Consider the following 23,033-nt stretch of genomic DNA (forward strand, 5'->3'; position numbering starts at 1 on the left):
CGTCAGGCCTCGCCGACCAGCAGCGGCACGAGCTGCTCGAGGCGCGACTGCATCGCCCGGTTCGCCTGGCGCTCCGACAGCCGCTCGAGGGCCGCCTGCACGCTGCACTGCTCCGACACGTCCAGCAGCAGCGACGCCGCGTCGGCCACCGGCATCCGCAGCGGCAGTCCGTGGCGCTCGCTCACGTCGCGGACGATCGTCTCGATGCGGCCCAGCATCTGCGCCCGCCACGCCAGGAACGCCTCCGCCAGTCGCGGGTCGCGCAGCGCCTGCGTCCGCACCTCGCTGAGCAGCTGCGGCTCCATGCGTTCCGCAAGCGACATGTCGGCGATCTGGCGGACGAGGTCGAGCGGGCTGTCGGTGCCGGAGAGCCGCCGGACACGCACCGACACCTCGTCGAGCTTGTCCTCCGAGAGGCGGGTGATGAGGGCGAGGAACAGCTCGTCCTTGGACTCGAAGTTCGAGTAGAACGCGCCGCGGGTGAACCCGGCGCGCTCGCAGATCGCCTCGACGGATGCCGCATCCAGTCCGACCTCGGCGAACACCTCGTGCGCGGCCTCGAGCAGGCGCGCTCGCGTGTTCTCTCGGCTTCGCGTCATCTCACACCCACCCCTCAGGCTCGGCACCGGAATGCGGGTCTACGATACACATGTGTATCGGATACAGCGCTGTATCGAACCCGTCCGACTCTGACCAGGAGCGCCCGTGTCCACCATCCTCTTCACCCTCGGCCGATGGGCTTACCGCCACTCTTGGCGCGTGCTCATCGCGTGGCTCGTCCTGCTCGGGATCGTCGGCGGCGGTGTGGCCCTCTTCGCCAAGAGCACCGACAACTCCTTCACGATCCCGGGCACCGAGGCGCAGCAGGGTCTCGAGCTGCTCAACCGCACGTTCCCGCAGGCGAGCGGCGCGAGCGCGCAGCTCATCGTCGTCGCGCCCGCGGGTGACACCGTCGAGGACCAGCCGCTCCGGGGAGAGATCGACGACCTGGTGACGACGCTCGGCGACATCGACGGCGTCACCTCGGCGACCTCGCCGTTCGACGAGATGGTCGACGGCCTCGTCTCCGACGACGCCCGCGCGGCGCTCGTCCAGATGCAGTTCGACGGTCAGTCCACCGAGGTGTCCGACGCGACGATCGCCGCGGTCGAGAAGGCCGCGACCGACTTCCACGACCAGCTGCCCGCCGGGGCGCAGTCGGCGCTCGGCGGAGACCTGTTCGCTGCGTCGATCCCCGCCCTCTCGATCGTCGAGGTGATCGGTGTGCTCGTCGCGCTCTTCGTCCTCATCGTGACGTTCCGCTCGTTCGCCGTCGCCTGGTTCCCCCTCGTCAGCGCGCTCATCGGCGTCGCCCTCGCGATCGCCCTCATCTTCCTCTCGACCGCCGTCACGACGATCTCGTCGACCACCCCCATGCTCGCCGTGATGCTCGGGCTCGCGGTGGGCATCGACTACGCCCTGTTCATCGTGTCGCGCCACCAGGATCAGGTGCGCGCCGGCATGGACCCCGAGGAGTCCGCCGCCCGCGCCGTGGGCACCGCTGGCTCGGCGGTCATGTTCGCCGGCGTGACGGTCATGATCGCCCTCGTGGGCCTCAGCATCGCCGGCATCCCGTTCCTGTCGACCATGGGCATCGCCGCCGCCGTCGCCGTGGCGGTGGCCGTCGCGGTCGCCGTCAGCCTGACACCGGCCCTCCTCGGGTTCGCGAAGGGCCGCGTGGTCGGCTGGGGCGGACGGGTGCTGCAGCGCGGCGTCCCGACGCGACGCCGGAAGAAGGAGGCCGACGAGACCGAGGCCGACACGACGGATGCCGCGCCCGCGGCCCCGGCCGTCATGCCGCCCAACCGCTGGGTGATGCTCGTGACGCGGCATCCGATCATCGCGACGGTCGCCGTCATCGTCGGACTCGGCGTGATGGCGATCCCCTCGGCGAGCCTGCACCTCGCCCTGCCCAACGCGGGCGTCCAGCCGCCGTCGAGCCAGGCGCGTCAGGCCTACGACCTGAACGCGGAGTACTTCGGCGCGGGGTCGAACGGCCCCCTCGTCATGACCGGGACGATCGTGACCTCCACCGATCCGCTCGGCCTCATGGAAGACCTGAAGAAGGAGGTCGAGGCGATCCCCGGCGTCGAGCGGGTCGCGCTCGCCACGCCGAACGGGACCGCCGACACGGGCCTCATCCAGATCGTTCCGACGACGGCTCCCGACGATCCCGCGACCGCCGACCTCGTGCGCGAACTGCGGTCTCACCACGACGAGTGGGAGAAGGAGTACGGCGTCGACCTCAAGGTGACCGGCTACACCGCCGTCGGCATCGACGTCTCCGATCGTCTGGGCGCGGCCCTGCTGCCCTTCGGGGTCTTCGTCGTCGGGCTCTCCTTCATCCTCCTGATGATCGTCTTCCGGTCCATCTGGGTGCCGCTCAAGGCGACCCTGGGCTACCTGCTGTCGATCCTCGCCGCCTTCGGCGCGGTCGCCGCGGTGTTCGAGTGGGGCTGGCTCGCCGACCTCCTCCACGTCACGCGGACGGGCCCCGTCATCAGCTTCATGCCGATCATCCTCATGGGCGTGCTCTTCGGCCTGGCGATGGACTACGAGGTCTTCCTCGTCTCGCGCATGCGGGAGGACTTCGTCCACGCCGTGCGCGCCCGCGGGGGCCGCGCCGACCGCGCGACCGCCGTCGCCGCCGTCCGCTCCGGCTTCACCGCCTCGGCGCGCGTCGTCGTGGCCGCGGCCGTCATCATGTTCGCCGTCTTCGCGGCGTTCGTCCCCGAAGGCGACAGCTCGATCAAACCGATCGCCCTCGGGCTGGCCGTCGGCATCGCCGTCGACGCCTTCCTCGTGCGCATGACCCTCACCCCCGCCGTCATGGCCCTGCTGGGCGAGAAGGCGTGGTGGATGCCGCGCTGGCTCGAACGCCTGCTTCCCAAGGTCGACATCGAGGGCGAGGCGGTCGAGCACGAGCGCAGCCACGCCGACTGGCCCGAGCCGGACTACCGCGGCGCTCTGGCGGCCGACGACCTCGAGGTCCGCGCTGAGACCGCCGACACCGACCTCGTGCTGTTCTCCGGCGCGAGCGTCCGGCTCGACGACGGCGGCACGCTCCTCGTGACCGCCGACGACCCGCACGTCTCGCGGGCGTTCCTGCTGACCGTCGCCGGGCGCATCGAGCCGGCGGCCGGACTGCTCCGGGTCTCCGGGCACCTGCTGCCCGGGCGCGCGCCGTGGGTCCGCGCCCACGTCTCGGTCGCCGACCTCGCCGGCGCCGACGCCCCCCTCAGCGAGCTGCGCAGCGCCCTCGCCGGGCGCACGCGCTTCGTCGTGATCGCCGGGCTCGACACCCTGACCGGGGCATCCCGCGATCAGGCCGCCGCGCTCCTCCGCGACGCCGCCAACGCGGTCGCCGCGAAGGCCGGTGCGCTGACGATCGTCGCCTCGGCGCGCGACCTCGACGCGGCGCGGGCCCTCCTCCGCGACGCCTACCGGCCGAGGCCCGAGCTCCTGCGCCTCACCGCCCCCACCCTCCGCACGACCGACGCCGACACCCAGGTGATCCCCTCATGACTCTCCCCTTCGAACGCGCACAGACCCGACGGCCCGTCTCGTGGCTCACGCTGCTCGGCGTGCTCCTGCTGCCGGCCGTGATCGGCGGCATCCTCGTCGCGGCGCTCTACAACCCGACCGAGCGGCTCGACGCGATGAACACCGCCATCGTCAACAACGACGAGCCGGTGGAGGTGAACGGGCAGACGACACCCCTCGGGCGCCTCCTGACGGCCGGACTCGTCGAAGGCTCCGACGACCTCGACAGCAACCTGACGTGGACGATCTCCAACGAGGACGACGCCACGGAGGGCCTCGAGGACGGCACGTACGACGCGATCGTCACCATCCCGGAGAACTTCTCGGCCGCCGCCACCTCGACCGCCCCCGGCGGCACGCCCGAGCGCGCGACGATCGAGCTGACGCCCTCCCCCGACGCGCGCATCGTCGACGACGCCATCACCAACCAGGTGACGAGCACCGCGGCATCCGTCCTCGGCGAACAGCTGACCACGACCTACCTCGAGAACGTGTTCCTCGGCTTCACCACCCTGAACGAGCAGCTCGGCAAGGCCGCCGACGGTGCGACCCAGCTCGCCGACGGCGCGACGAGCGCCGCCGACGGTGCCACGCAGCTCGCCGACGGCGCGACGACCGCGGCCGACGGCGGCTACTCGCTCGCCGACGGCGTGCGGCAGCTGTCGTCCGGCGCGTCCGGCATCGCGTCGGGCGCGGGGGCGCTCTCCACCGGCGCGAGCGGCATCGCCGACGGCGCCCGCGGCCTCACCGACGGGGCCGGTACCGCGGCGGACGGCATCGACCGGCTCGCGGACGGCGCCGACCAGCTCGCGGACGGCGCGGCGAAGACCTCGACGGGCCTCGACGAGTGGGCCGCCGGTGCGCGGCCGATCGCCTCCGGCACGCAGGAACTCGCCGACGGGCTCACGAAGGCGGCCGAGCAGACCGCGGCCATCCCCGCGGTCCCGAGCGGCATCGTCGACGGGATCAAGGCGCTCACCGCCGACGGCGCGCAGAACCGCGAGGCGGTCACGGCCGCCGTCGAGGCGATCTCGGCCGCCGCCGAGGCCTGCGATCCCGCGGTGGCGGGGGCCGAGTTGTGCGATTCGCTGACGGATGCCGCGGCCCAGGCGACGACGGCGCTCCCCGGCCTGCAGGCCACCGTCGGCGACGCGGAGCAGCTCGCGAAGGACATCGACACCCTCGCGAACTTCGGACCGACCCTGACGCAGGGGCTGCAGACCTCCGCCGCCGCGGCCCAGCAGCTCGCGACCGGGATGGGGCAGCTCGCCGACGGCGCCGATCAGCTCGCCGGCGGGGCGGGCCAACTGTCCACCGGAGCCGCCGGGCTCGCCGACGGGGCAGGGCAAGCCGCGACGGGTGTGCGCCAGCTCGCGGGCGGCGCCGACCAGCTGGCGGGCGGCGCAGACCAGCTCGCTTCGGGCGCGGGGCAGCTGTCGACCGGGGCTCAGGCCCTCGCCAGCGGCGCGGGGACCGCCGCCGACGGAACGGACCAGCTCGCCGACGGCGTCGGCGCGCTGGCGACCGGGGCCGGCGAGCTGTCGACCGGCGTCGGCAAGCTCGCCGACGGCACCGGTGACCTCGCCGGCGGCCTCGACCAGGCGGTCGACGGCGTACCCTCCTACACCGACGCGCAGGCGAAGGACCTCGCCGCGGTCGTGGCCGAGCCCGTCGTCGCCGACGGCACCGGCACGTCGCTGTTCGGGGCCTCGGCCGTCCCGCTCCTCGCGACGCTCGCCCTCTGGTTCGGCGGCCTCGCGTCCTTCGTCGTGCTGCAGGCGATCCCGCGCACGGCGCTCTCGTCGCGGCGGTCGTCCGCGGCGCTCGCGCTGCGCGCGCTCGCCCCGGGCGCCGCGGTCGGCGCGCTGCAGGGCGTGCTCGTCGCGGGTGTCGTCCAGCTCGCCGCCGGGTACGACCTCGGCGCGTGGGCGCTGTTCGCGGCGATGTGCGTCCTCGCCGGTGTCGCGTTCGCCGCGGTGAACCACGCGCTGGTCGCCCTCCTCGGCGGCATCGGGCGCTGGGTCTCGGTGCTCGTGGGTGTCCTTGCGGTTGCGACGGGCATCGTCTCCACCGTTCCGGGCACGCTCCTCGACGTGGCCGGGCTCCTGCCGACGGCCCCCGCCTACACGGCGATGCTGGCCGCATTGACGGATGCCGGGGGCGGCGCCCCCGCAGCGATCGCCCTCGTCGTCTGGACGGTGCTCGCAATCGCCGCGAGCGTGCTCGCCGTCACACGCCACCGCTCCACGTCCGCCCGCGCGGTGCTCGCCCAGCCCGCCTGAGCGGCGGCGCCGGCCCGCGCGCCTGCCACTGCCACTGCGACTGCGACTGCGAGCCTCCTCGCTCACATCCGCCGAATCACCAACGGGCTGCCGAATCACCACCGGATTGCGGGCAGGCCGGTGGTGATTCGGCGCTCGAGTGGTGATTCGGCGCACAGGCCGGCTCGAGCGCGCGGAGCGCGGGGCGCGGGCGCGGGCGCGGGGCGCGGGCGCGACGCGCGGGTCAGTGGGCGAGGCGGATGCCGGTGGTCATCGTCAGCTCGACGCCACCGGGGACCTCGGCCGAGGCCAGGGCGACCGTGATGGCCTCGACCTCGGCGAGCGAGGTCAGGTGCGTGCCGCCGCACGGCAGCTCGACGGCACCTTCGGGCAGCTCGCAGCGCCACGTGCGCCGACCGGCGAGGGTGCGATCCTCGCGATGGACGCCGATGGCTCCGGGCGTCTCGGCCCAGCCGGCGAGCGTCGCGTTCGCGCGCTCCTCGACGGCGCGCAGGTCGTCGAGCGCAGCGGGGTCGAAGCCCTTCCGGCGCAGCGACTTGCCGATGCGGTAGACGTCGGTCGAGCCGTACGCCGTGATGCGGGACGTCTGGATCGCGAGCATGTCGAACGCGGGGTGACCCGCGGCATCCGTCGGGGCGTCCTTCTTCCAGGCGTCCGCGAGGGCTGCGTCGAGGGCGAGGGATGCCAGGTGGCAGGCGGTGTGCCCGGCGGACAGCGCAGCGCGCAGCTCGGGATCGACGTACGCCTCTACGCTCTCGCCGACGGCGGGGGCAGGCGCGTCGACGACGTGGACGACGACGAACGTCCAGCCCTCGGCGCCCATGCGCACCGGGAGGTCCGAACCGATGACGAGGTCGCCCTCGCGGACTCCCCCGGTCAGGGCGGTGACGACGGGGAACTCGCCGGACGAGCTTCGCAGCACGCCGACGTCGGCGGGCTGATCGGGCCAGGCGGTGTCGACGGGGTGGAACGGAGTGCGATCGAGGACGATGCCCGTCCGCCCGTCGGCGAGTAGCACCGCGTGCACGACGGTCGCCGTTCCGGTGACGTCCCCGTCGGGGTAGGTCACGACGGTGGCGGGGATCTGCGTCACGAGGCTCAGCTGGACAGGCCGCTGTAGGAGTGCAGGCCCTTGAAGAACTGGTTCACGATCGTGAAGTTGAACAGCACCGACGTGAAGCCCACGATCGACAGCCACGCCGACCGGGTGCCGCGCCAGCCGCGCGTCGCGCGGGCGTGGATGTACCCGGCGTAGACGACCCAGATCACGAAGGTCCAGACCTCCTTCGTGTCGAAGCCCCAGTAGCGGCCCCACGCTTCATTGGCCCAGATGGCGCCGGCGATGAGGGTGAAGGTCCAGAGCACGAACCCGATGATCGCGAAGCGGTAGGCGAGGGATTCGAGGACGTCGGCGCTCGGCAGGGTGCGCAGGAACGGCAGGCGGGTGCGGGGCGCGGCATCCGACCCCACCGCGGCCAGCGCGAGGCGCTCGCGGCGCGACTGCAGCAACTGCACGACCGAGAGCGCGAACGCGATCGCGAAGAACGCCGACGCCAGCGACGCGACGAAGACGTGGATGACGAGCCAGACGCTCTTGAGCGGGTCGGACAGCGGCACGACCTCGACGTAGTACGCGAGGGCGGCGCCGCCGAGGAGGACGACGATGAGGCCGTTGATGAACGCGCCGAGGAAGCGCAGGTCGTACCTGACGAGCACCGTGAGGAAGACGGCGACGACGAGGAGCGTGCCGGTAAGGGCGAACTCGTAGTTGTTCGACCACGGCACCCGGCCCGCCGCGATGCCGCGCGTCACGTCGGCGCCGAGGTGGAACAGCCACGCGATCGTGGTGAGCACGACACCCAGTCGCGCGAACAGGTAGCGTCCGCGCTGCGACGGCGCGGCCTCGAGCGCGATCTTCGCGGCGGCCTCCTCCGCGCGGATCTCGTCGATCGTCTGCCCGCCGCCGGCGGCGACGAGCGCGCGCGCCTGCGTCTTGGCCTTGGCGTCCTGGGCGGCGATCGCGAGCTCGGACCGGCGCGCGAGGTCGACGGTGAAGGCGAGGAAGCCGAGCGTGTAGATCGCGATCGCGGTCCACAACAGCAGGACGGAGATGTCATCGAACGACATGGGGTCCTCCAGAGGAGATGGGTGGTTTCAGTCTACGTTCGCCGGGCTGACCGGGGCGGATGCCGGTTGCTCACCCAACGCGGTGCCGTGGCGGCGGGCGAGGTCGGCGACCGCGACGGCGATGGCCGGGTCCTCGCCGCGGGCCAAGCCCGCGTACTCGATGCGCACCTCGTCGTCGCCGACCGGGGTCGCCTTCACCCACATCCGGCGGCGCGGCACGAACAGCGCCGTGAACAGCCCGAGCATGGCGAGGATCGCGAACACGAGCACCCACGTGGCGCTCGAGTCGTTGTTGATCGACAGCGAGACGTACCGCTTGACCGACTCGGGTGCGCCGGCGCTGCGCTCATCCTCGAAGGTCACCGTGCCGCGGCCGCCGGGCAGGTCGATCGTCTGCCCGGGTGAGAGCTCGAGCGAGGGGGCGTCGGCGTTGCGGCCCGCGATCTCGGTCATGCCGCCGGTGTCGAGCGCGTACACCGAGCGCGGCGTGCCGTCGTCGATGCCGAGGTCACCCTCGTACACGAAGAAGGTCAGCCGCGGGTCGAGGAGGTCGCCGTACGCCGACGTCAGCGCACCGGTGTCGAGCTCGGCGACCGTCGGGTAGAAGAAGCCGACCATGCCGAGCTGCTCGCCGCCCGTGTCGGGGATCTTCACGACGCCCTGCGAGGTCATCGTCGCGCTCTGCGGCAGGAACGGGACCGACTCGCTGAACACGACGTCGCCGGCGCCGTTGCGCACCGTGATCGTCGGCGCGTAGCCGTTGCCCATGAGGTAGACCCGGTCGCCAGCCATCGTGATCGGGTGGTTCACCTCGATCACCTGGTCTTCGGGGTCCTGACCCGGGAAGCGGGTCGTGACGTGGGCGGCGAAGTCGCCCGCCTGCCCCGAGCCGGGCGCGTAGGTCACGTCGAACCGATCGAGGGTGATCGAGTACGGCGTCAGCGCCTCGGTGTCGACGAACCGGCCGGGGTTGAACGACGTGTAGCCGAGGCCGAGCGAGTTGACAAAGCCGTCGCCCTCGGTGATCACGGTCTGCCCCGTGTAGGTGAAGCCGCCGCCGATGCCGACGGACAGGAGCACGCCGACGAGGGCGCCGTGGAAGATCAGGTTGCCCGTCTCGCGCAGGTAGCCGCGCTCGGCCGAGACCGAGGCGACGCCGTTCCGGTCGTAGCGCTCGACGCGGTAGCGGGCCGAGCGCAGCTGCGCCTCGGCGAGGTCGACGGCGTGCGCGGCGTGCCCCGCGGCATCCTTTCCCTCGGGCACCGCGACCGTCGTCTCGCTGTGGTCGGCGAGCCGCGAGAGCCGCACGGGGGTCCGCGGCGGGCGGGCCCGCAGCGCCTTCCAGTGGTGCTTCGTGCGCGGGAGGACGCATCCGATCAGCGAGATGAACAGCAGGATGTAGATCGCCGAGAACCACACCGAAATGTACACGTCGAACAGCTGCAGCGCGTCGAACGTCGGGTACAGATCGGGGTTCGTGGCGCGCCACTGCGTGACGCCGTTCGGGTCGGCGCTGCGCTGGGGCACGAGCGATCCGGGGATTGCGGCGATCGCGAGCAGCAGCAGGAGGACGAGGGCCGTCCGCATGCTCGTCAGTTGACGCCAGCCCCACCGGAGCCACCCGACGAAACCCAGCGCGGGCTGGGTGATGCCGTCGGACTCCTCGCGCCCGCGCACGGCGGGGTCGAGGCGGTCCTCGGTGCGGTCGAGGTGGTCGCCCGGTCGGAGCGGGCCGTCGACGACGTCGGCGCGCGGGTCAGAGGAACGTCGGGACACCGGCCACCACCCCCTGGAACGAGGCCATCAGGGTCGTCCAGATCCCCGTCACCATGAGGAGGCCGAGGAGGACGAGCATCGCACCGCCGATGATGTTGACGACGCGGATGTGGCGGCGGATGAACGCGACCGACCGCGTCGCCCACGACGCACCGAGGGCGAGCAGGACGAAGGGGATGCCGAGGCCCAGCGAGTACGCGACGGCGAGCAGACCCGCGCGCGTCGGATCGGCCTGGCTGTAGGCCATGCTCAGGATCGTCGCGAGGGTCGGGCCGATGCACGGCGCCCAGCCGACGCCCATCGCCACCCCGAGCAGCGGCGCCCCGACGAGTCCGAGGTTCTGCGTGAGCGGCGGACGGTAGGTGCGCTGGGCGAGCCCGAACACCCCGACGAAGATCAGGCCCATGACGATCACCACGGCGCCGAGCACCCGCGTGATGACCTCTTCGTACTGCAGGAAGAGGCGTCCGAGGCTTCCCGCGAACACTCCCATCGACAGGAACACGACGGTGAACCCGGCGATGAACAGCAGCACGCCGACGACGAGTCGGCCACGTCCGATGGCGGGGCGGGCGGGTGCCGCGGTCGCCGTGGCGACGCCGGTGCCGGATGCCGCGGCCCGGGCCACCGGCATCCGTCGTCCCTCCTTCGGGGTCATCGCGCCGCCGAGGAAGCCGAGATAGCCGGGGACGAGCGGGAGGACGCAGGGCGAGAGGAACGAGACCAGACCGGCGAGCGCGGCGATCAGGATCGCGATCCAGAGCGCCCCGTCAGCGACGACCGCGCCGGGGTTCACGGCGTCTCCGCCAGGGTGTCCTCGACGAGGTCGCGGAGGGTCGTGGCATCCGGCAGCTCGCCGAACACGCGCGCGGCCACGCGCCCCTCGCGGTCGACGACGAGGGTCGTCGGCGCCGCCTGCAGCGAGGTCCACTCGGCGAACGCGAGCTTCAGGTCGACGTCGCCGCGGGCGAGGATCGACGGGTAGGTGATGCCGTAGGTCTCGTCGAACGAGGTGGCCTGCTCGGGGCCGTCGTAGATGTTGACGCCGAGGAACTGGGCGCCGTCGGCCTTCGTGCCCTGGAACGTCTCCTCGAGGACGGGCGCCTCGGCGCGGCAGGGGCCGCAGGCGGCGTACCAGAAGTTCAGCACGACGACGTCGCCCGCGAAGTCGTCGCTCGAGATCGTCGACCCGTCGACGGCGGTCCCCGAGAACGAGAGCGCCTCGCCGCGCTTGTCGGCGGGGATCGTCTCGACCCGCCCGTCGCTGGAGATGAAACCCTGCGTGTTGCCTTCGCGGTAGAGGTTCGCGAGGTCGTCGTTCTGCCCCGAGCAGGCGGCCAGGCCGGTGGTGAGCGCGATCGCCGCGACGGCGGCGAGGATGCGGCGCCTCATACGGCACCCACGTCCACGGCGCCAGCGGTCGGGGCGGGCTCGACGTAGTCGACCTCGCGCCACACGTCGCCCGCGAGCTCGAAGCTCGTGATGCTCGACAGGTCGCACCGGCGTCGGCGCGGGTCGTGCCGCAGCGGCAGGCCCGCGACCGAGAGGTGCGTGATCCAGATCGGCAGCTGGTGCGAGACGATGACGGCGTCGCCCGACGGGGTCCGGTTCCACGCGTCGCGCATCGCGGCCTGCATGCGCTCGACCACGTCGAGGTAGGCCTCGCCCCAGCTGGGGAGGGCGGGGGTGCGCAGGTGCCACCAGTTGAGCGGGTTGCGCAGGGCACGCTGCATCCGCTCGCCCTCGAAGACGTTCGTCGGCTCGAGGACGCGGGCGTCGATGACGGGCGTGAGGCCGAACAGCTCCGCGATCGGCGCCGCGGACTCGCGTGTCCGTTCGAGGGGCGAGGACACGAGCGACGTGACCGGTCGCCCCTGCGCCTTGAGGTGCTCGGCGGCGGAGCGTGCCATGTCGCGGCCGTCGTCGCTCAGATGGAAACCCGGGAGGCGTCCGTACAGCACGCGCTCGGGGTTATGGACCTCCCCGTGGCGCACGAGATGAAGGCGGGCGGCGGGCACCCCCCCAGTATACGTGCGGCCCTCCTATGCGGGGCCTGAGTGCCGGTCGCGCACGGCGGCGCGGATGCGGACGAACAGGAACCACGCCACCAGCAGGACGACGATGACGATGACGATGTTCTGGAACACCCCCGCGTACTGCTCGACGATGTGCCAGTTCTCGCCGAGGAAGAAGCCTGCGAGCACGAAGATCGAGTTCCAGATGAGGCTGCCCGCCGCGGTGAGGAGGCCGAACTTCCACCAGGGCATCTTCGAGACGCCCGCCGGGATCGAGATGAGGCTGCGGAAGAGGGGCACCATCCGGCCGAAGAAGACGGCCGCGGACCCATGACGGTCGAACCAGGCGACCGTCTTCGTGACGTCCTCGCCCTTCATGAGCGGCATCTTCTCGGCGACGCGCGTGAGGCGCTCGGCGCCGAGCACGCGGCCGAGCCCATACAGGAGGTAGGCGCCGGCGACCGACCCGAACGTTGTCCAGCCGATCGCCTCGGCGAGGGTGAACGAGCCGCGCGACGCGGCGAGACCGGCGACCGGCAGCACCGCTTCGCTCGGGATCGGCGGGAACAGGCTCTCGAGACCGACCGCGATCGCCGCGCCGATCGGACCGATCGTCTCCATCAGCGTCACGAGCCAGTCGGCCAGCGCGGAGAGCCAGGAGCCGCCGCCGGAGCCGGAGCCGGACGCGGCGTTAAACATGTCGGTCATCGGGTGCTCTCTCGCGCTCGGTGATCGGATGCCCGGCCGGGCCCCCTGTGGTGCTCCAGCCTAGGCGGGCGGGCATGGGCGCCGGCTGGGTGCCGCGTAGACTCGTCCCTCGTGAGTGAACGCACCCTCGTCCAGCAGCTGCAGTCCCGTGAAGACGGTCCCGTCTCGGTCTCCGGATGGGTCGAGACCGTCCGTGATCAGAAGAAGGTGCAGTTCGTCATCCTCCGCGACGAGACCGGCGCGGTGCAGCTCGTGAACCCCGCGACCCGTCCGGCCGAGGACGGCACGGAGCAGGATGCCACGGCCCTGGCGCTCACCGACCTGATCTCGAACCTGTCGACCGGCACCTTCCTGACCGCGGCGGGCGAGCTCAAGCACGACGAGCGGGTCAAGCTCGGCGGTGTCGAGATCAAGATCAGCGGACTCGAGATCGCGGCCGCCGCCCTCCCCGAGACGCCGATCGCGGCCGACTCGGGTCTCGACAAGCGCATGGACTGGCGCTTCATCGACCTGCGCCAGCGCCGCAACAACCTGGTGTTCCGGGTGCAGACGACCCTCGAGCACGCGATGCGCTCGTACTGGATCGAGCGCGACTACATCGAGGTCCACTCCCCCAAGCTCATGGCGTCGCCCTCGGAGTCCAACGCCGAGCTGTTCGAGGTTCCCTACTTCGAGGAGAAGACGGCCTACCTCGCGCAGAGCCCGCAGTTCTTCAAGCAGATGGCCCAGGTCGCCGGCTTCGGCAAGATCTTCGAGATCGCCCCCGCGTTCCGCGCCGACCCCTCCTTCACCTCGCGCCACGCGACCGAGTTCACCTCGATCGACGCCGAGATCAGCTGGATCGACTCGCACGAGGACGTCGCCCGCATGCAGGAGGAGCTCCTGCAGACCGCGATCCGCGCCGTCGCCGAGAAGCACGGCGACGAGATCAAGGCGCTCTTCGACATCGACGTGGTCGTCCCCGAGCTGCCGTTCCCCCGCATCCCGCTCGCCGAGGCGCGCGAGATCGTCGCCGCCCGCGGCTACGAGATCCCCCGCACCGACGGCGACCTCGACCCCGAGGGCGAGCGTCAGATCGCCGCGCACGTGCAGGAGACCTACGGTCACCAGTTCGTGTTCATCACCGACTACCACCCCGAGATCCGCGCGTTCTACCACATGCGCGACGACGAGACCGGGCTGACGAAGTCGTACGACCTGCTCTTCAACGGCGTCGAGATCACGACCGGCGCGCAGCGCGAGCACCGCGTCGACGTCCTCATCGAGCAGGCGAAGGAGAAGGGTCTCGACCCCGAGCACCTCGACTTCTACCTCGACTTCTTCCGCTTCGGCGCCCCGCCCCACGGCGGCTTCGGCATGGGCCTGGCCCGTGTCCTCATGCTGCTGCTCGGGCAGGACTCGATCCGCGAGGTCACCTACCTCTTCCGCGGACCCACCCGTCTGGCGCCGTAAGGCGAGACCCGCACGTTCGGCAAGCGCTCGGCTTCGGCCGGGCGCTCGTCGTATCGTGGCTGATTCCCCGATGGAAGGATCAGCTGCATGTGGGATGGATGGATGGACTTCGCGATCGCGACCCTCGTCGGGATCGCGGTCGGGATCGTCGTCGCCGTCGTCGCGACGATCGTGCTGGCGATCGTCGCGCGCCGTCGCCGGTGGGCGGGGGTCCTGAGCCGGCAGTCCCGGGCACCGTTCCGGATGCTGCTGCTCGTCGTCGCCCTCTGGGCCGCCGTGCGTGCGGCGTTCCCCGATGACACGTGGCGCGGCATCCTGGATCAGCTCCTCACGATCCTCATCATCGCGGCGAGCGCGTGGCTGCTGGCCTCGCTCGTCGTGGTCGCCACCGACGTCGCGCTCGGTCGCTACCGCATCGATGTGCCCGACAACCGGGTGGCCCGCCGCATCCGCACCCAGACCCTCGTCGTGCGACGCCTCGCCATCGCGATCATCGTCATCATGGGCATCGGGGCGGTCCTTCTGACCTTCGACGCGGTCCGGGCGATCGGGGCGAGTGTGCTCGCGTCGGCGGGGATCGCGTCGATCGTCGCGGGCCTCGCCGCACAGTCCGTCCTCGCGAACGTCTTCGCGGGGCTGCAGATCGTCTTCAGCGATGCGCTGCGTGTCGACGACGTCGTCGTCGCCGACGGCGAGTGGGGGCGCGTGGGCGAGATCACCCTCAGCTACGTCGTGCTCGATCTGTGGGACGACCGCCGCCTCGTCCTGCCGTGCACCTACTTCACGACGACCCCGTTCGAGAACTGGACCCGGAGGGGCTCGGAGCTCCTCGGCGCCGTCGAGATGGACCTCGACTGGAACGTCTCCCCCGACCGGATGCGGGAGCACCTGCACGACGTCGTGGGGGCGACCGAGCTCTGGGACGGGCGCACGGCCGTGCTGCAGGTGACCGACGCGGTCGCCGGCTACGTGCGCGTCCGCATCCTCGTGACGGCGAAAGACGCTCCGACGCTCTTCGACCTGCGCTGCCTGGTCCGCGAGGCGATGGTCACCTGGGTGCAGCGCACCCTGCCCGACGCCGTGCCCGTGCAGCGGGTGCGGATGACGGATACCGCCGGTGCGGCACCGGCCGACGACCCCGCGGCACGCCCCCACGACGGTCTTTTCACGGGCAGCGTCGAGGCCGAGCGCCGCGCATCGACCTTCACGAACGCGATCCAGATCGTGCGCGAGTCCGACGCCGAGCGCTGAACGGGCATCCGTCGCCTGGGCGTCACCGTCCGTTCATCCGCCGTGGGCCCGCCATCCATCCGGCGGTCGTAGCTTCCCCTCGTCCCCCCGTGCGCCGCGCTCATCAGCGCGCGCAGGATCACCCGAGAGGAACCGCATGTCCCGTCCCTTCCCGCGCCGCGCGTCCGTCGCCGTCGGCCTCACCACCATCGCCGCGCTGTCACTGGCGGCCTGCGCCGGCAGCCCCGACGCCGAGAACGCCGCCGGCGAGACGTCGGTGGCCGCCACCGCGACGAGCGTCACCGACTTCGGCTCGTTCGCCGACCTGGAGGCCGCGGCCAAGGCCGAGGGCAACCTGAACGTCATCGCGCTCCCCCGCGACTGGGCGAACTACGGCGAGATCCTCGACCTCTTCGCCGAGCGCTACCCCGAGATCACGATCAACGAGCAGTCGCCCGACATCTCGAGCGCCGAGGAGATCACCGCCGCCGAGACGAACGAGGGCCTCGACACCGCTCCAGACGTCTTCGACCTGGGCCTCACCGTCGCCCTGCAGAACACCGACCGCTTCGCCCCCTACAAGGTGCAGACGTGGGACGAGATCCCCGACGCGCTCAAGGAGCCGACGGGTCTGTTCGTGGGCGACTACGGCGGGTACATGTCGGTCGGCTACGACTCGGCGAAGTTCGACGCCCCCGCCGAGCTCGACGACCTGCTCGGCGACGGGTTCCGCGGCTCGGTCGCCATCAACGGCGACCCCACGCAGGCGGGCGCGGCCTTCGCCGCCGTGGGCCTGGCCGCCGTGCAATCGGGCGGGACGCTCGACGACTTCCAGCCCGGCATCGACTTCTTCAGCGAGCTGAACAAGGCCGGCAACATGCTCAAGCTCGACGTCACGAGCGCCACGGTCGCGAGCGGCGAGACCCCCGTCGTCTTCGACTGGGACTACCTCAACGCCGCGCACAAGGCCGACGTCCCCACCTGGGAGACGGTGGTCTTCGACGGTGTGGGCTACGCCGGGTACTACAACCAGGCCATCAACGTCGACGCCCCGAACCCGGCCGCCGCTCGGCTCTGGCAGGAGTTCCTCTACAGCGACGAGGTGCAGAACCTGTGGCTGAAGGGCGGGGCGCGCCCCGTCCGCATGGAGGCGATGACGGATGCCGGCACGATCGACGCCGAGCTGGCCGCCGCGCTCCCCGAAGCCCCGGCCGAGACCGTCGTACCGACCGAGGCGCAGTCGACCGACGCGGGCGAGCTGCTGGGCGCGAACTGGGCCGCCGCGGTCCAGTGACCGCCACGGCACCGGCGGGGATCCCGGCGACGGGCGTCCCGCACGGCGCCCCCGAGGGGTCGGAGCAGCACGCTCCGGCCCCTCGCGGGCGGCGCCGCATCGACTGGTCGTGGCTCGGCCTCGTGCCGTTCGCCGTCTACCTGGCGGCCTTCCTCGTCCTGCCCACCGTCCTCGCCCTCGCGACCGGGTTCGTCGACGGGGCGGGAGCCCTCACGGGGGACAACCTCGCGGCGCTCGTCGATCCGGTCGTCCTCGCCACCTTCGCGAACTCGACCTGGGTGTCCCTCCTGACCGCCCTGATCGGCGCGGTGATCGGCGCCCTCGTCTGCCTCGCGATGCTGGGGCTCCCCGAGACCGGGATCGTGCGGACGACGGTGGATGCGGCATCCGGGGTCCTCGCGCAGTTCGGCGGCGTGATGCTCGCCTTCGTCCTCATCGCGACCATCGGGACGCAGGGCGTCGTGACCCGCCTGCTCAGCGACCTCTTCGGGCTGCACATCTTCGCCGGCGGGGCGTGGATCTACGCGCTGCCGGGGCTCATCCCGGCCTACATCATCTTCCAGGTGCCCCTCATGGTCATCACCTTCATGCCGGCGCTGTCGGCGCTCAAACCCCAGTGGCTCGAGGCGCACCTCACCCTCGGCGGCACCCGGCGCGGGTTCTGGCCGCAGATCGGGATGCCGGTCCTCGCCCCGTCCTTCCTCGCCAGCTTCCTGCTGCTGTTCGCGAACGCGTTCTCGTCGTATGCGACGGCGGCCGCCCTCGCCAGCCAGGGTTCGCAGATCGTCCCGCTGCAGATCCGTACCGCCCTCACGAGCGAGACCGTGCTCGGACGCGAGAACCTCGCCGGTGCGCTCGCCCTGGGGATGATCGTCGTGGTCGCCGTCGTCATGGTCGCGTACACCCTCATCCAGCGCCGCGCCGCCCGGTGGCAGTCGTGAGCCGCGCGACCCTCGCCCCGTCGGCGGCGACGCGCTGGGCGATCGGGCTCCTCGTCGGGGCGGTCTTCGCCGTCCCCTTCGTCGCGACGGCCCTGTTCACCCTGACCGCCGCCGACGGCTCGCTCACCCTCGACCGCTGGGCGGCCCTGTTCGACCCGGCGCTCTCGGCGAAGTACCGGCCGGTGTGGACGGGCCTCGTCAACTCGCTCATCCTCGCAGCGGTGACGGTGGCGATCGTCCTGCTGGTGTTCGCGCCGACGATGGTGCTGGTGAACCTGCGGTTCCCGCGCCTGCGCCGCGCTTTCGAGTTCCTCGCCCTCCTTCCCATCACGATCCCCGCGATCGTCCTCGTGGTCGGCTTGGCCCCCATCTACCTGGAGATCGGCCGCACCTTCGGGACGGGCGCCTGGACCCTCGCCTTCGCCTACGGGGTGCTCGTCCTGCCGTTCGCGTACCGCTCGATCCAGGCCGCGATCGACGCCGTCGACCTCGCGACGCTGACCGAGGCCGCCCGCACCCTCGGCGCGGGGTGGGGCACCGTGCTGGTGCGCGTGGTCGCTCCGAACCTGCGACAGGGGCTGCTCGCGGCATCCCTCATCTCCGTCGCGGTCGTCCTCGGCGAGTTCACCATCGCCTCGCTGCTGAACCGGCAGGTGCTGCAGACCGGGCTCGTCGTCATCAACAAGCAGGATGCCTGGGCCTCCGCGATCTTCACGCTGCTGGCCCTCGCGTTCGCCTTCGTCCTGCTCCTCGTCATCGGCCGCGCGGGACGCGTCGGCACCGGAAGGAAGACCCCGTGACCCTCGAATCCGCCCCCACCGCCCGGATCCTCCCCCGCACCGCCGACAACACCCTGCTCGCCGGCGCGAGCGAGGGGACGCGGGTCGAGCTGCGCGGCATCGTGAAGGACTACGGCCCGACCCGCGTGCTGCACGGCGTCGACCTGGACGTCGCTCCCGGCGAGTTCGTGTCGTTGCTGGGGCCGTCCGGATGCGGCAAGACCACCGCGCTGCGTGTCATCGCCGGTCTGGAGGACGCGACCGGCGGGATCGTCGCGTTCGGCGGAACGGACGTCTCACGGACGCCGACGAACAAGCGCGACATCGGGATGGTGTTCCAGGCGTACTCGCTCTTCCCGCACCTGCGCGTCGTCGACAACGTCGCCTTCGGGCTGCGCCGGCGGCGCGTCGACACCGCCACCGCGCGCCGCCGATCGGGCGAGGCGCTCGAGCTCGTCGGCCTCGACCACCTCGCCGACCGCTTCCCGCACCAGCTCTCCGGCGGACAGCAGCAGCGCGTCGCCCTCGCTCGCGCCTTGGTGACCGAGCCGCGGGTGCTCCTCCTCGACGAGCCGCTCTCGGCGCTCGACGCCAAGGTGCGGGTCCAGCTCCGCGACGAGATCCGCCGCATCCAGCTGCGCCTCGGGATCACGACCGTGTTCGTCACGCACGACCAGGAGGAGGCGCTCGCGGTCTCGGACCGCATCGCCGTCATGGCAGCGGGCCGCATCGCGCAGATCGGCACCCCCGAGGACCTGTACCTCCGACCCGCCACCCCCGAGGTCGCCGGGTTCGTCGGGCTCTCCAGCGCCGTCCCGGGGACCGCCGCGGCCCGAGCGGTCGAGGTCTGGGGCACGTCCGTCCCGATCCTCGGCGACGCTCCCGACGGCCCCGTCGAGGCGCTCATCCGTCCCGAGAACGTGCGCCTGGTGGGCGCGGGCGAGGGCATCAGCGCCGTCGTCGAGGAGAGCACGTTCCTCGGCAGCATCCGCCGCACCCTGGTACGCACCGACGACGGCGCGCTGGTGCGGCTGCAGCATCCCGCCGACGACCGACTCGAGTACGGCGAACGGGTCCGCATCGCCGTGGCGCCGGTACCGGTGCCCGTCCGGCCCCGCGGCTGAGGCTCTCAGACCTCGAAGTCGACGGCCATGCGTCCGCCGGCGACGCTGCGGATGTACGCGGCGACCTCCTGATGCGCGGGATGCGTCTGGTACGCCTCGAGCGCGTCGAGGTCGTCGACGTCCATCACGAGCGAGACGTCGGCGTTCGCCTCGGGGACGGCGACGTTGGTCCCCACGCTGAGGGAGCGGATGACGGGCACGGCGGTCTCGAGACTCCGCAGCAGGCGCACCACCTCGGCGGCGTGCTCGGCACGGGTGTCCGCGTCGGTGGCCGCCATCTTCCAGATCACGACGTGGCGGATCATGCGGAGGCCTTCTCGACGAGCGCAGCGCGCAGCCGGTCGGCGGACACGCGCCAGTGCGCGTGCAGGTCGCCGTCGATGAGGACCACGGGGATCTTCTCCCACCATGTCGCGTACAGGGCCGGGTCGTCGGTGATCGACAGCTCCTCGACGTCGACCCGCCCCTCGGGGAGCTCGGCGACGACAGCGTCGACGATCTCGCGGGCGACGTCGCAGAGGTGGCAGTCGGGTTTGGAGATGAGGGTGAGTGCGGTCACGGCATCCATTCTCCCCCGCTCATCCACGCCGCGGACGCAACACGAAGCGCCCCGACGTCCGGCGGACCGGACGGGGGCGCTTGTGTGCGATGCCGCTTACTTCTTGTTGCGGCGCTGGTGGCGAGTCTTGCGAAGCAGCTTGCGGTGCTTCTTCTTCGCCATGCGCTTGCGGCGCTTCTTGATGACTGAACCCACGGTAAACCTCACTAAGTCGGGGTCTGGACGCGCGGTGTCGGCGTCCGGGAACGGCAAGACGGAAAAATGCCTCGGATCAGTCTAGCCGACGTCGGCGATGGGACGTTGCAGAGCGGCTGTGACCGCGTTTTCGGGCACCCGGTAGCTGCGACCGAAGCGCACGGCGGGGAGTTCCCCCGAGTGGACGAGGCGATAGACGGTCATCTTCGAGACGCGCATGAGGTCGGCGACCTCCGCGACTGTGAGAAAGCGCACATCCGAGATGTCCGACATCGTGTCCCCTTTGTGGTTATCAGCCCCCGTGAATCCCTCCACATTAGGGGGTGGATGAGACGCGTGTAAACCTGTGTGACTCGTGGGGCGGAAGGCGGGTCAGCGGCCCGGCAGTTTGTTGAACACGCTCGTCACGGCATGCTTCGCCGCGGCGGCCGCGCGACCCACGACCTCGGCGGCATGCGCTGCGCCGTCCGGCAGGGCGTGCGCCGCCGGCGCGTCGTCCTCGTCGACCGCGAAGAACGGGAACAGCCAGTCGTCCACGGCGTCCAGCGGCGCGGGCGACAGGCTGTAGTAGCGGTGCTGGCCCTCTTCGCGCACGGAGACGAGGGATGCCTCCCGCAGTACCTTCAGGTGCTTCGAGACCGTCGGCTGGCTGACCCCGAGGGCGGAGACGATCTGCGAGACGCTGGTCCCCTTCTCCCCCGACGCCCCTCGTTCACGGAGCAGCTGGAGGATGTCCCGACGGGTCCCGTCGGCGATCACGTCGAAGATGTCCGCCATGGCATTAGGTTAGCCCGCCCGCGCGCGGGAGTACCATGACAACGATCCGAACGAGGAAGGGGCGCGAATGACGGGCCTTGCCGTCGATGAGCGCGCCCCCCGGCGCGGACCGGCGTGGCATCGCCGCGCGTTCTCCGCGATGCGCGATCTCGCGACCGCGTCGCCCTCGCGCTTCGCCGTGCTCATCTTCTCGGTTCTCATCCTGCTGTTCACAGCGATCTTCTCGCTGCCGGTGATGGCCTCGGACGGGCAGGTGACGCCCCTGCCCGACGCCCTGTTCACGGCGGTCTCCACGATCTGCGTCACGGGCCTCGCGACCGTCGACATGGCCACGCACTGGTCGCCCCTCGGTCAGGTGGTGGTCTTCATCGGTGTCAACGTCGGCGCCCTCGGCGTCCTGACCCTCGCCTCGATCCTCGGCCTCGTGATCTCCAAGCGTCTGGGGCTCCGCGCCAAGCTGCTCGCCGCCGGCGACAGCAACCCGATGCGCGCCCACGGCGGGCCGGTCAACGAGGGCCAGGCCGTCCGGCTCGGCGAGGTGGGTCAGCTGCTGGCGACCGTCGCCCTGTCCACCCTCGTCATCGAGGCCGCCCTCGCCGTCCTGCTGTACCCCATGCTGCTCGCCAGCGGCATCGACCCCCTGACCGCACTGTGGGAGGCCCCGTACTACGCGGCCATGGCGTTCACGAACACGGGCTTCGCGCCCAACTCCGAGGGCCTGGCGCCGTTCGCGCAGAACTACCTGCTGCTCAGCGTCCTCATGGCGGGCGTCTTCCTCGGCTCGATCGGCTTCCCGGTCATCTACGCCCTCTGGAAGCATCACTGGCACGTCCGTCGGTGGTCGATCCACGTCAAGCTGACGCTCATCACGACGGTCGTCCTGTTCTTTGCGGGCGCGATCGCGTTCGTGATCCTGGAGTACGGCAACCCCCAGACCTTCGGGACGATGGATGCCTGGGACACGACGTTCCAGGCCCTGTTCCTGTCCGCGATGACCCGTTCCGGCGGCTTCTCGATCATCGACATCGGCGAGCTGCACGAATCCTCGATCGTCGTCGGGTCGATGCTCATGTTCGTCGGCGGCGGATCCGCCTCGACGGCGGGCGGCATCAAGGTCACAACCCTCGCCGTCCTCGCCCTCGCGGTGTGGTCCGAGGCGAAGGGCCGGCCGAGCGTCTCGGCGTTCGGGCGCCGCATCCCGAGCGACGTCCAGCGCGTCGCCCTCTCGGTCGTCGCGTGGGGCGCGACGATCGTGGCGCTGTCGACCATCACGATCGCGCACCTGACGAAGGCGCCCCTCGACGAGGTCCTCTTCGACGTCGTGTCGGGCTTCGCCACCGTGGGGCTGTCGACCGGGCTGACGCAGGAGCTCCCCGACCCCGCCGTCTTCGTCATGGCGCTGACGATGTTCATGGGCCGCGTTGGTACAGTGACACTCGCCGCGGCGGTGGCCGCGACCAGCCGAACGCAGCACTACGCGCTGCCCGTGGAAAGGCCCATCGTTGGTTGAGCAGTTGCGCAGCGATTCGCCCGTCCTCGTCATCGGACTCGGTCGCTTCGGCGCCGCGTGCGCGGGCGAACTCGACCGCCTCGACCGCGACGTCCTCGCGATCGACGACAACCTCGACCTCGTGCAGAAATGGTCCGAGCGCGTCACGCACGCCGTCCAGGCCGATGCGCGCAACATCGAGGCGCTGAAGCAGATCGGTGCGCAGGACTTCCAGGTCGCCGTCGTGGCCGTGGGGTCCTTGATCGAGGCATCCGTCCTCATCACGGCCAACCTCGTCGACCTGAAGGTTCCGCAGATCTGGGCGAAGGCGGTCTCGCAGTCGCACGGCAAGATCCTCGCCCGCGTCGGCGCCAACCACGTCATCTACCCCGAGCGCGAAGCCGGCGAGCGCGTCGCGCACCTCGTCAGCGGGCGCATGCTCGACTTCATCCGTTTCGACGACGACTTCGTCCTCGCCAAGATGTACCCGCCGCGGTTCATTCGGGGCGTCGGCCTCAACGAGTCGGGCGTCCGCTCGAAGTACAACGTGACGGTCGTCGGCGTGAAGAGCCCCGGCAAGCCGTTCCGCTACGCCGAAGCGACGACCGTCGTGACCAACCACGACCTCATCATCGTGTCGGGGACGAACTCCGACATCGAACGCTTCGCCTCGCTCGACCGCTGAGCCCGCTCAGGCGACACC

General features: G+C 71.3%; 23 protein-coding genes. 10 read left to right on the forward strand and 13 right to left on the reverse strand.

Annotation, left to right across the window (positions count from 1 at the left end):
* Window positions 1-2 precede the first annotated feature (2 nt).
* Window positions 3-599 (reverse strand): TetR/AcrR family transcriptional regulator, encoded by a 597-nt coding sequence (locus tag ACPEH0_RS05900; RefSeq protein ID WP_253036000.1) that lies wholly within the window; start codon window positions 597-599, stop codon window positions 3-5.
* Between the two features lie 106 nt (window positions 600-705).
* Between ACPEH0_RS05900 and ACPEH0_RS05905 the strand changes: the two genes are divergently transcribed.
* The gene (locus ACPEH0_RS05905; RefSeq protein WP_366213816.1) at window positions 706-3,564 is read left to right on the forward strand and encodes an MMPL family transporter; all 2,859 of its coding nucleotides are present in this window, start codon (window positions 706-708) and stop codon (window positions 3,562-3,564) included.
* Window positions 3,561-5,864: a YhgE/Pip domain-containing protein gene (locus ACPEH0_RS05910; protein WP_366213815.1), complete on the forward strand. Its 2,304-nt coding sequence runs from the start codon at window positions 3,561-3,563 to the stop codon at window positions 5,862-5,864. Before ACPEH0_RS05905 ends, ACPEH0_RS05910 begins: the two co-directional genes overlap by 4 nt.
* Window positions 5,865-6,087: 223 nt before the next feature.
* Here ACPEH0_RS05910 and ACPEH0_RS05915 read toward each other — a convergent pair whose 3' ends face one another.
* Genes ACPEH0_RS05915 through ACPEH0_RS05945 form a run of 7 tightly spaced genes read right to left on the reverse strand, consistent with a single transcriptional unit; the run spans window position 6,088 to window position 12,490 of the window.
* Entirely contained in the window at window positions 6,088-6,957 is an 870-nt protein-coding gene (locus ACPEH0_RS05915; protein ID WP_217530647.1) for a metal-dependent hydrolase, read from the reverse strand.
* 5 nt (window positions 6,958-6,962) lie between these two features.
* On the reverse strand, window positions 6,963-7,991 hold the full coding sequence (gene ccsB, locus ACPEH0_RS05920) for a c-type cytochrome biogenesis protein CcsB (RefSeq protein WP_366213813.1): 1,029 nt from the start codon (window positions 7,989-7,991) through the stop codon (window positions 6,963-6,965).
* A 27-nt stretch (window positions 7,992-8,018) separates the two neighbouring features.
* Window positions 8,019-9,767: a cytochrome c biogenesis protein ResB gene (gene resB, locus ACPEH0_RS05925; protein ID WP_217530643.1), complete on the reverse strand. Its 1,749-nt coding sequence runs from the start codon at window positions 9,765-9,767 to the stop codon at window positions 8,019-8,021.
* A complete protein-coding gene (locus ACPEH0_RS05930; protein WP_366213812.1) occupies window positions 9,748-10,563 on the reverse strand; it encodes a cytochrome c biogenesis CcdA family protein in 816 nt (271 codons plus the stop codon). The genes resB and ACPEH0_RS05930 overlap by 20 nt, the downstream gene beginning before the upstream one ends.
* Entirely contained in the window at window positions 10,560-11,159 is a 600-nt protein-coding gene (locus tag ACPEH0_RS05935) for a TlpA family protein disulfide reductase (protein ID WP_366213811.1), read from the reverse strand. Before ACPEH0_RS05935 ends, ACPEH0_RS05930 begins: the two co-directional genes overlap by 4 nt.
* The gene (locus tag ACPEH0_RS05940) at window positions 11,156-11,785 is read right to left on the reverse strand and encodes a histidine phosphatase family protein (RefSeq protein WP_366213810.1); all 630 of its coding nucleotides are present in this window, start codon (window positions 11,783-11,785) and stop codon (window positions 11,156-11,158) included. Before ACPEH0_RS05940 ends, ACPEH0_RS05935 begins: the two co-directional genes overlap by 4 nt.
* Before the next feature lie 24 nt (window positions 11,786-11,809).
* Window positions 11,810-12,490: a DedA family protein gene (locus ACPEH0_RS05945; RefSeq protein WP_366213809.1), complete on the reverse strand. Its 681-nt coding sequence runs from the start codon at window positions 12,488-12,490 to the stop codon at window positions 11,810-11,812.
* 111 nt (window positions 12,491-12,601) lie between these two features.
* Between ACPEH0_RS05945 and aspS the strand changes: the two genes are divergently transcribed.
* From aspS to ACPEH0_RS05975, 6 genes are all read left to right on the forward strand, one after another.
* Window positions 12,602-13,942 carry an aspartate--tRNA(Asn) ligase gene (gene aspS, locus ACPEH0_RS05950; protein ID WP_363378865.1) on the forward strand — a complete coding sequence of 447 codons (1,341 nt, stop codon included), beginning with the start codon at window positions 12,602-12,604 and terminating at the stop codon, window positions 13,940-13,942.
* Window positions 13,943-14,029: 87 nt separating this feature from the next.
* A complete protein-coding gene (locus tag ACPEH0_RS05955) occupies window positions 14,030-15,193 on the forward strand; it encodes a mechanosensitive ion channel family protein (protein WP_359919913.1) in 1,164 nt (387 codons plus the stop codon).
* A 136-nt stretch (window positions 15,194-15,329) separates the two neighbouring features.
* Window positions 15,330-16,466: an ABC transporter substrate-binding protein gene (locus ACPEH0_RS05960; RefSeq protein ID WP_359919916.1), complete on the forward strand. Its 1,137-nt coding sequence runs from the start codon at window positions 15,330-15,332 to the stop codon at window positions 16,464-16,466.
* Window positions 16,463-17,407, forward strand: coding sequence for an ABC transporter permease (locus ACPEH0_RS05965; protein ID WP_423719425.1), 945 nt, complete (start codon window positions 16,463-16,465; stop codon window positions 17,405-17,407). Before ACPEH0_RS05960 ends, ACPEH0_RS05965 begins: the two co-directional genes overlap by 4 nt.
* Window positions 17,404-18,207 carry an ABC transporter permease gene (locus ACPEH0_RS05970; protein WP_217530630.1) on the forward strand — a complete coding sequence of 268 codons (804 nt, stop codon included), beginning with the start codon at window positions 17,404-17,406 and terminating at the stop codon, window positions 18,205-18,207. Before ACPEH0_RS05965 ends, ACPEH0_RS05970 begins: the two co-directional genes overlap by 4 nt.
* Window positions 18,204-19,310, forward strand: a complete 1,107-nt coding sequence (locus ACPEH0_RS05975) for an ABC transporter ATP-binding protein (protein WP_217530628.1) — start codon at window positions 18,204-18,206, stop codon at window positions 19,308-19,310. The genes ACPEH0_RS05970 and ACPEH0_RS05975 overlap by 4 nt, the downstream gene beginning before the upstream one ends.
* A 5-nt stretch (window positions 19,311-19,315) precedes the next feature.
* On the opposite strand, the gene ACPEH0_RS05980 is transcribed toward ACPEH0_RS05975, so the two are convergent.
* The 5 genes from ACPEH0_RS05980 to ACPEH0_RS06000 form a co-directional block, all read right to left on the reverse strand.
* Window positions 19,316-19,615, reverse strand: coding sequence for a Dabb family protein (locus ACPEH0_RS05980; protein ID WP_217530626.1), 300 nt, complete (start codon window positions 19,613-19,615; stop codon window positions 19,316-19,318).
* On the reverse strand, window positions 19,612-19,869 hold the full coding sequence (locus tag ACPEH0_RS05985; RefSeq protein WP_217530624.1) for a glutaredoxin family protein: 258 nt from the start codon (window positions 19,867-19,869) through the stop codon (window positions 19,612-19,614). The genes ACPEH0_RS05980 and ACPEH0_RS05985 overlap by 4 nt, the downstream gene beginning before the upstream one ends.
* A gap of 96 nt (window positions 19,870-19,965) precedes the next feature.
* Window positions 19,966-20,064 carry a 30S ribosomal protein bS22 gene (locus ACPEH0_RS05990; protein ID WP_003792170.1) on the reverse strand — a complete coding sequence of 33 codons (99 nt, stop codon included), beginning with the start codon at window positions 20,062-20,064 and terminating at the stop codon, window positions 19,966-19,968.
* A gap of 81 nt (window positions 20,065-20,145) precedes the next feature.
* Window positions 20,146-20,337: a helix-turn-helix domain-containing protein gene (locus ACPEH0_RS05995; RefSeq protein ID WP_366213808.1), complete on the reverse strand. Its 192-nt coding sequence runs from the start codon at window positions 20,335-20,337 to the stop codon at window positions 20,146-20,148.
* A 99-nt stretch (window positions 20,338-20,436) separates the two neighbouring features.
* The gene (locus ACPEH0_RS06000) at window positions 20,437-20,841 is read right to left on the reverse strand and encodes an ArsR/SmtB family transcription factor (protein ID WP_217530622.1); all 405 of its coding nucleotides are present in this window, start codon (window positions 20,839-20,841) and stop codon (window positions 20,437-20,439) included.
* A 67-nt stretch (window positions 20,842-20,908) separates the two neighbouring features.
* Between ACPEH0_RS06000 and ACPEH0_RS06005 the strand changes: the two genes are divergently transcribed.
* On the forward strand, window positions 20,909-22,351 hold the full coding sequence (locus tag ACPEH0_RS06005; RefSeq protein ID WP_217530620.1) for a TrkH family potassium uptake protein: 1,443 nt from the start codon (window positions 20,909-20,911) through the stop codon (window positions 22,349-22,351).
* Complete coding sequence (locus tag ACPEH0_RS06010; RefSeq protein ID WP_217530617.1) at window positions 22,344-23,015, forward strand: potassium channel family protein; 672 nt, start codon at window positions 22,344-22,346, stop codon at window positions 23,013-23,015. Before ACPEH0_RS06005 ends, ACPEH0_RS06010 begins: the two co-directional genes overlap by 8 nt.
* Window positions 23,016-23,033: the final 18 nt, after the last annotated feature.

Origin of the sequence: Microbacterium sp. NPDC079356, from assembly GCF_049545465.1 — a bacterium.
In the GTDB taxonomy this organism is placed as follows: Bacteria; Actinomycetota; Actinomycetes; order Actinomycetales; family Microbacteriaceae; genus Microbacterium; species Microbacterium gawkjiense.

Coding starts and splice junctions, on each gene's coding strand:
- ACPEH0_RS05995 (WP_366213808.1), bottom strand. CDS start 20,337: ATGTCGGACATCTCGGATGTGCGCTTTCTCACAGTCGCGGAGGTCGCC.
- ACPEH0_RS05945 (WP_366213809.1), bottom strand. CDS start 12,490: ATGACCGACATGTTTAACGCCGCGTCCGGCTCCGGCTCCGGCGGCGGC.
- ccsB (WP_366213813.1), bottom strand. CDS start 7,991: ATGTCGTTCGATGACATCTCCGTCCTGCTGTTGTGGACCGCGATCGCG.
- ACPEH0_RS05900 (WP_253036000.1), bottom strand. CDS start 599: ATGACGCGAAGCCGAGAGAACACGCGAGCGCGCCTGCTCGAGGCCGCG.
- ACPEH0_RS05955 (WP_359919913.1), top strand. CDS start 14,030: ATGTGGGATGGATGGATGGACTTCGCGATCGCGACCCTCGTCGGGATC.
- ACPEH0_RS05980 (WP_217530626.1), bottom strand. CDS start 19,615: ATGATCCGCCACGTCGTGATCTGGAAGATGGCGGCCACCGACGCGGAC.
- ACPEH0_RS06005 (WP_217530620.1), top strand. CDS start 20,909: ATGACGGGCCTTGCCGTCGATGAGCGCGCCCCCCGGCGCGGACCGGCG.
- ACPEH0_RS05910 (WP_366213815.1), top strand. CDS start 3,561: ATGACTCTCCCCTTCGAACGCGCACAGACCCGACGGCCCGTCTCGTGG.
- ACPEH0_RS06000 (WP_217530622.1), bottom strand. CDS start 20,841: ATGGCGGACATCTTCGACGTGATCGCCGACGGGACCCGTCGGGACATC.
- ACPEH0_RS05960 (WP_359919916.1), top strand. CDS start 15,330: ATGTCCCGTCCCTTCCCGCGCCGCGCGTCCGTCGCCGTCGGCCTCACC.
- ACPEH0_RS05935 (WP_366213811.1), bottom strand. CDS start 11,159: ATGAGGCGCCGCATCCTCGCCGCCGTCGCGGCGATCGCGCTCACCACC.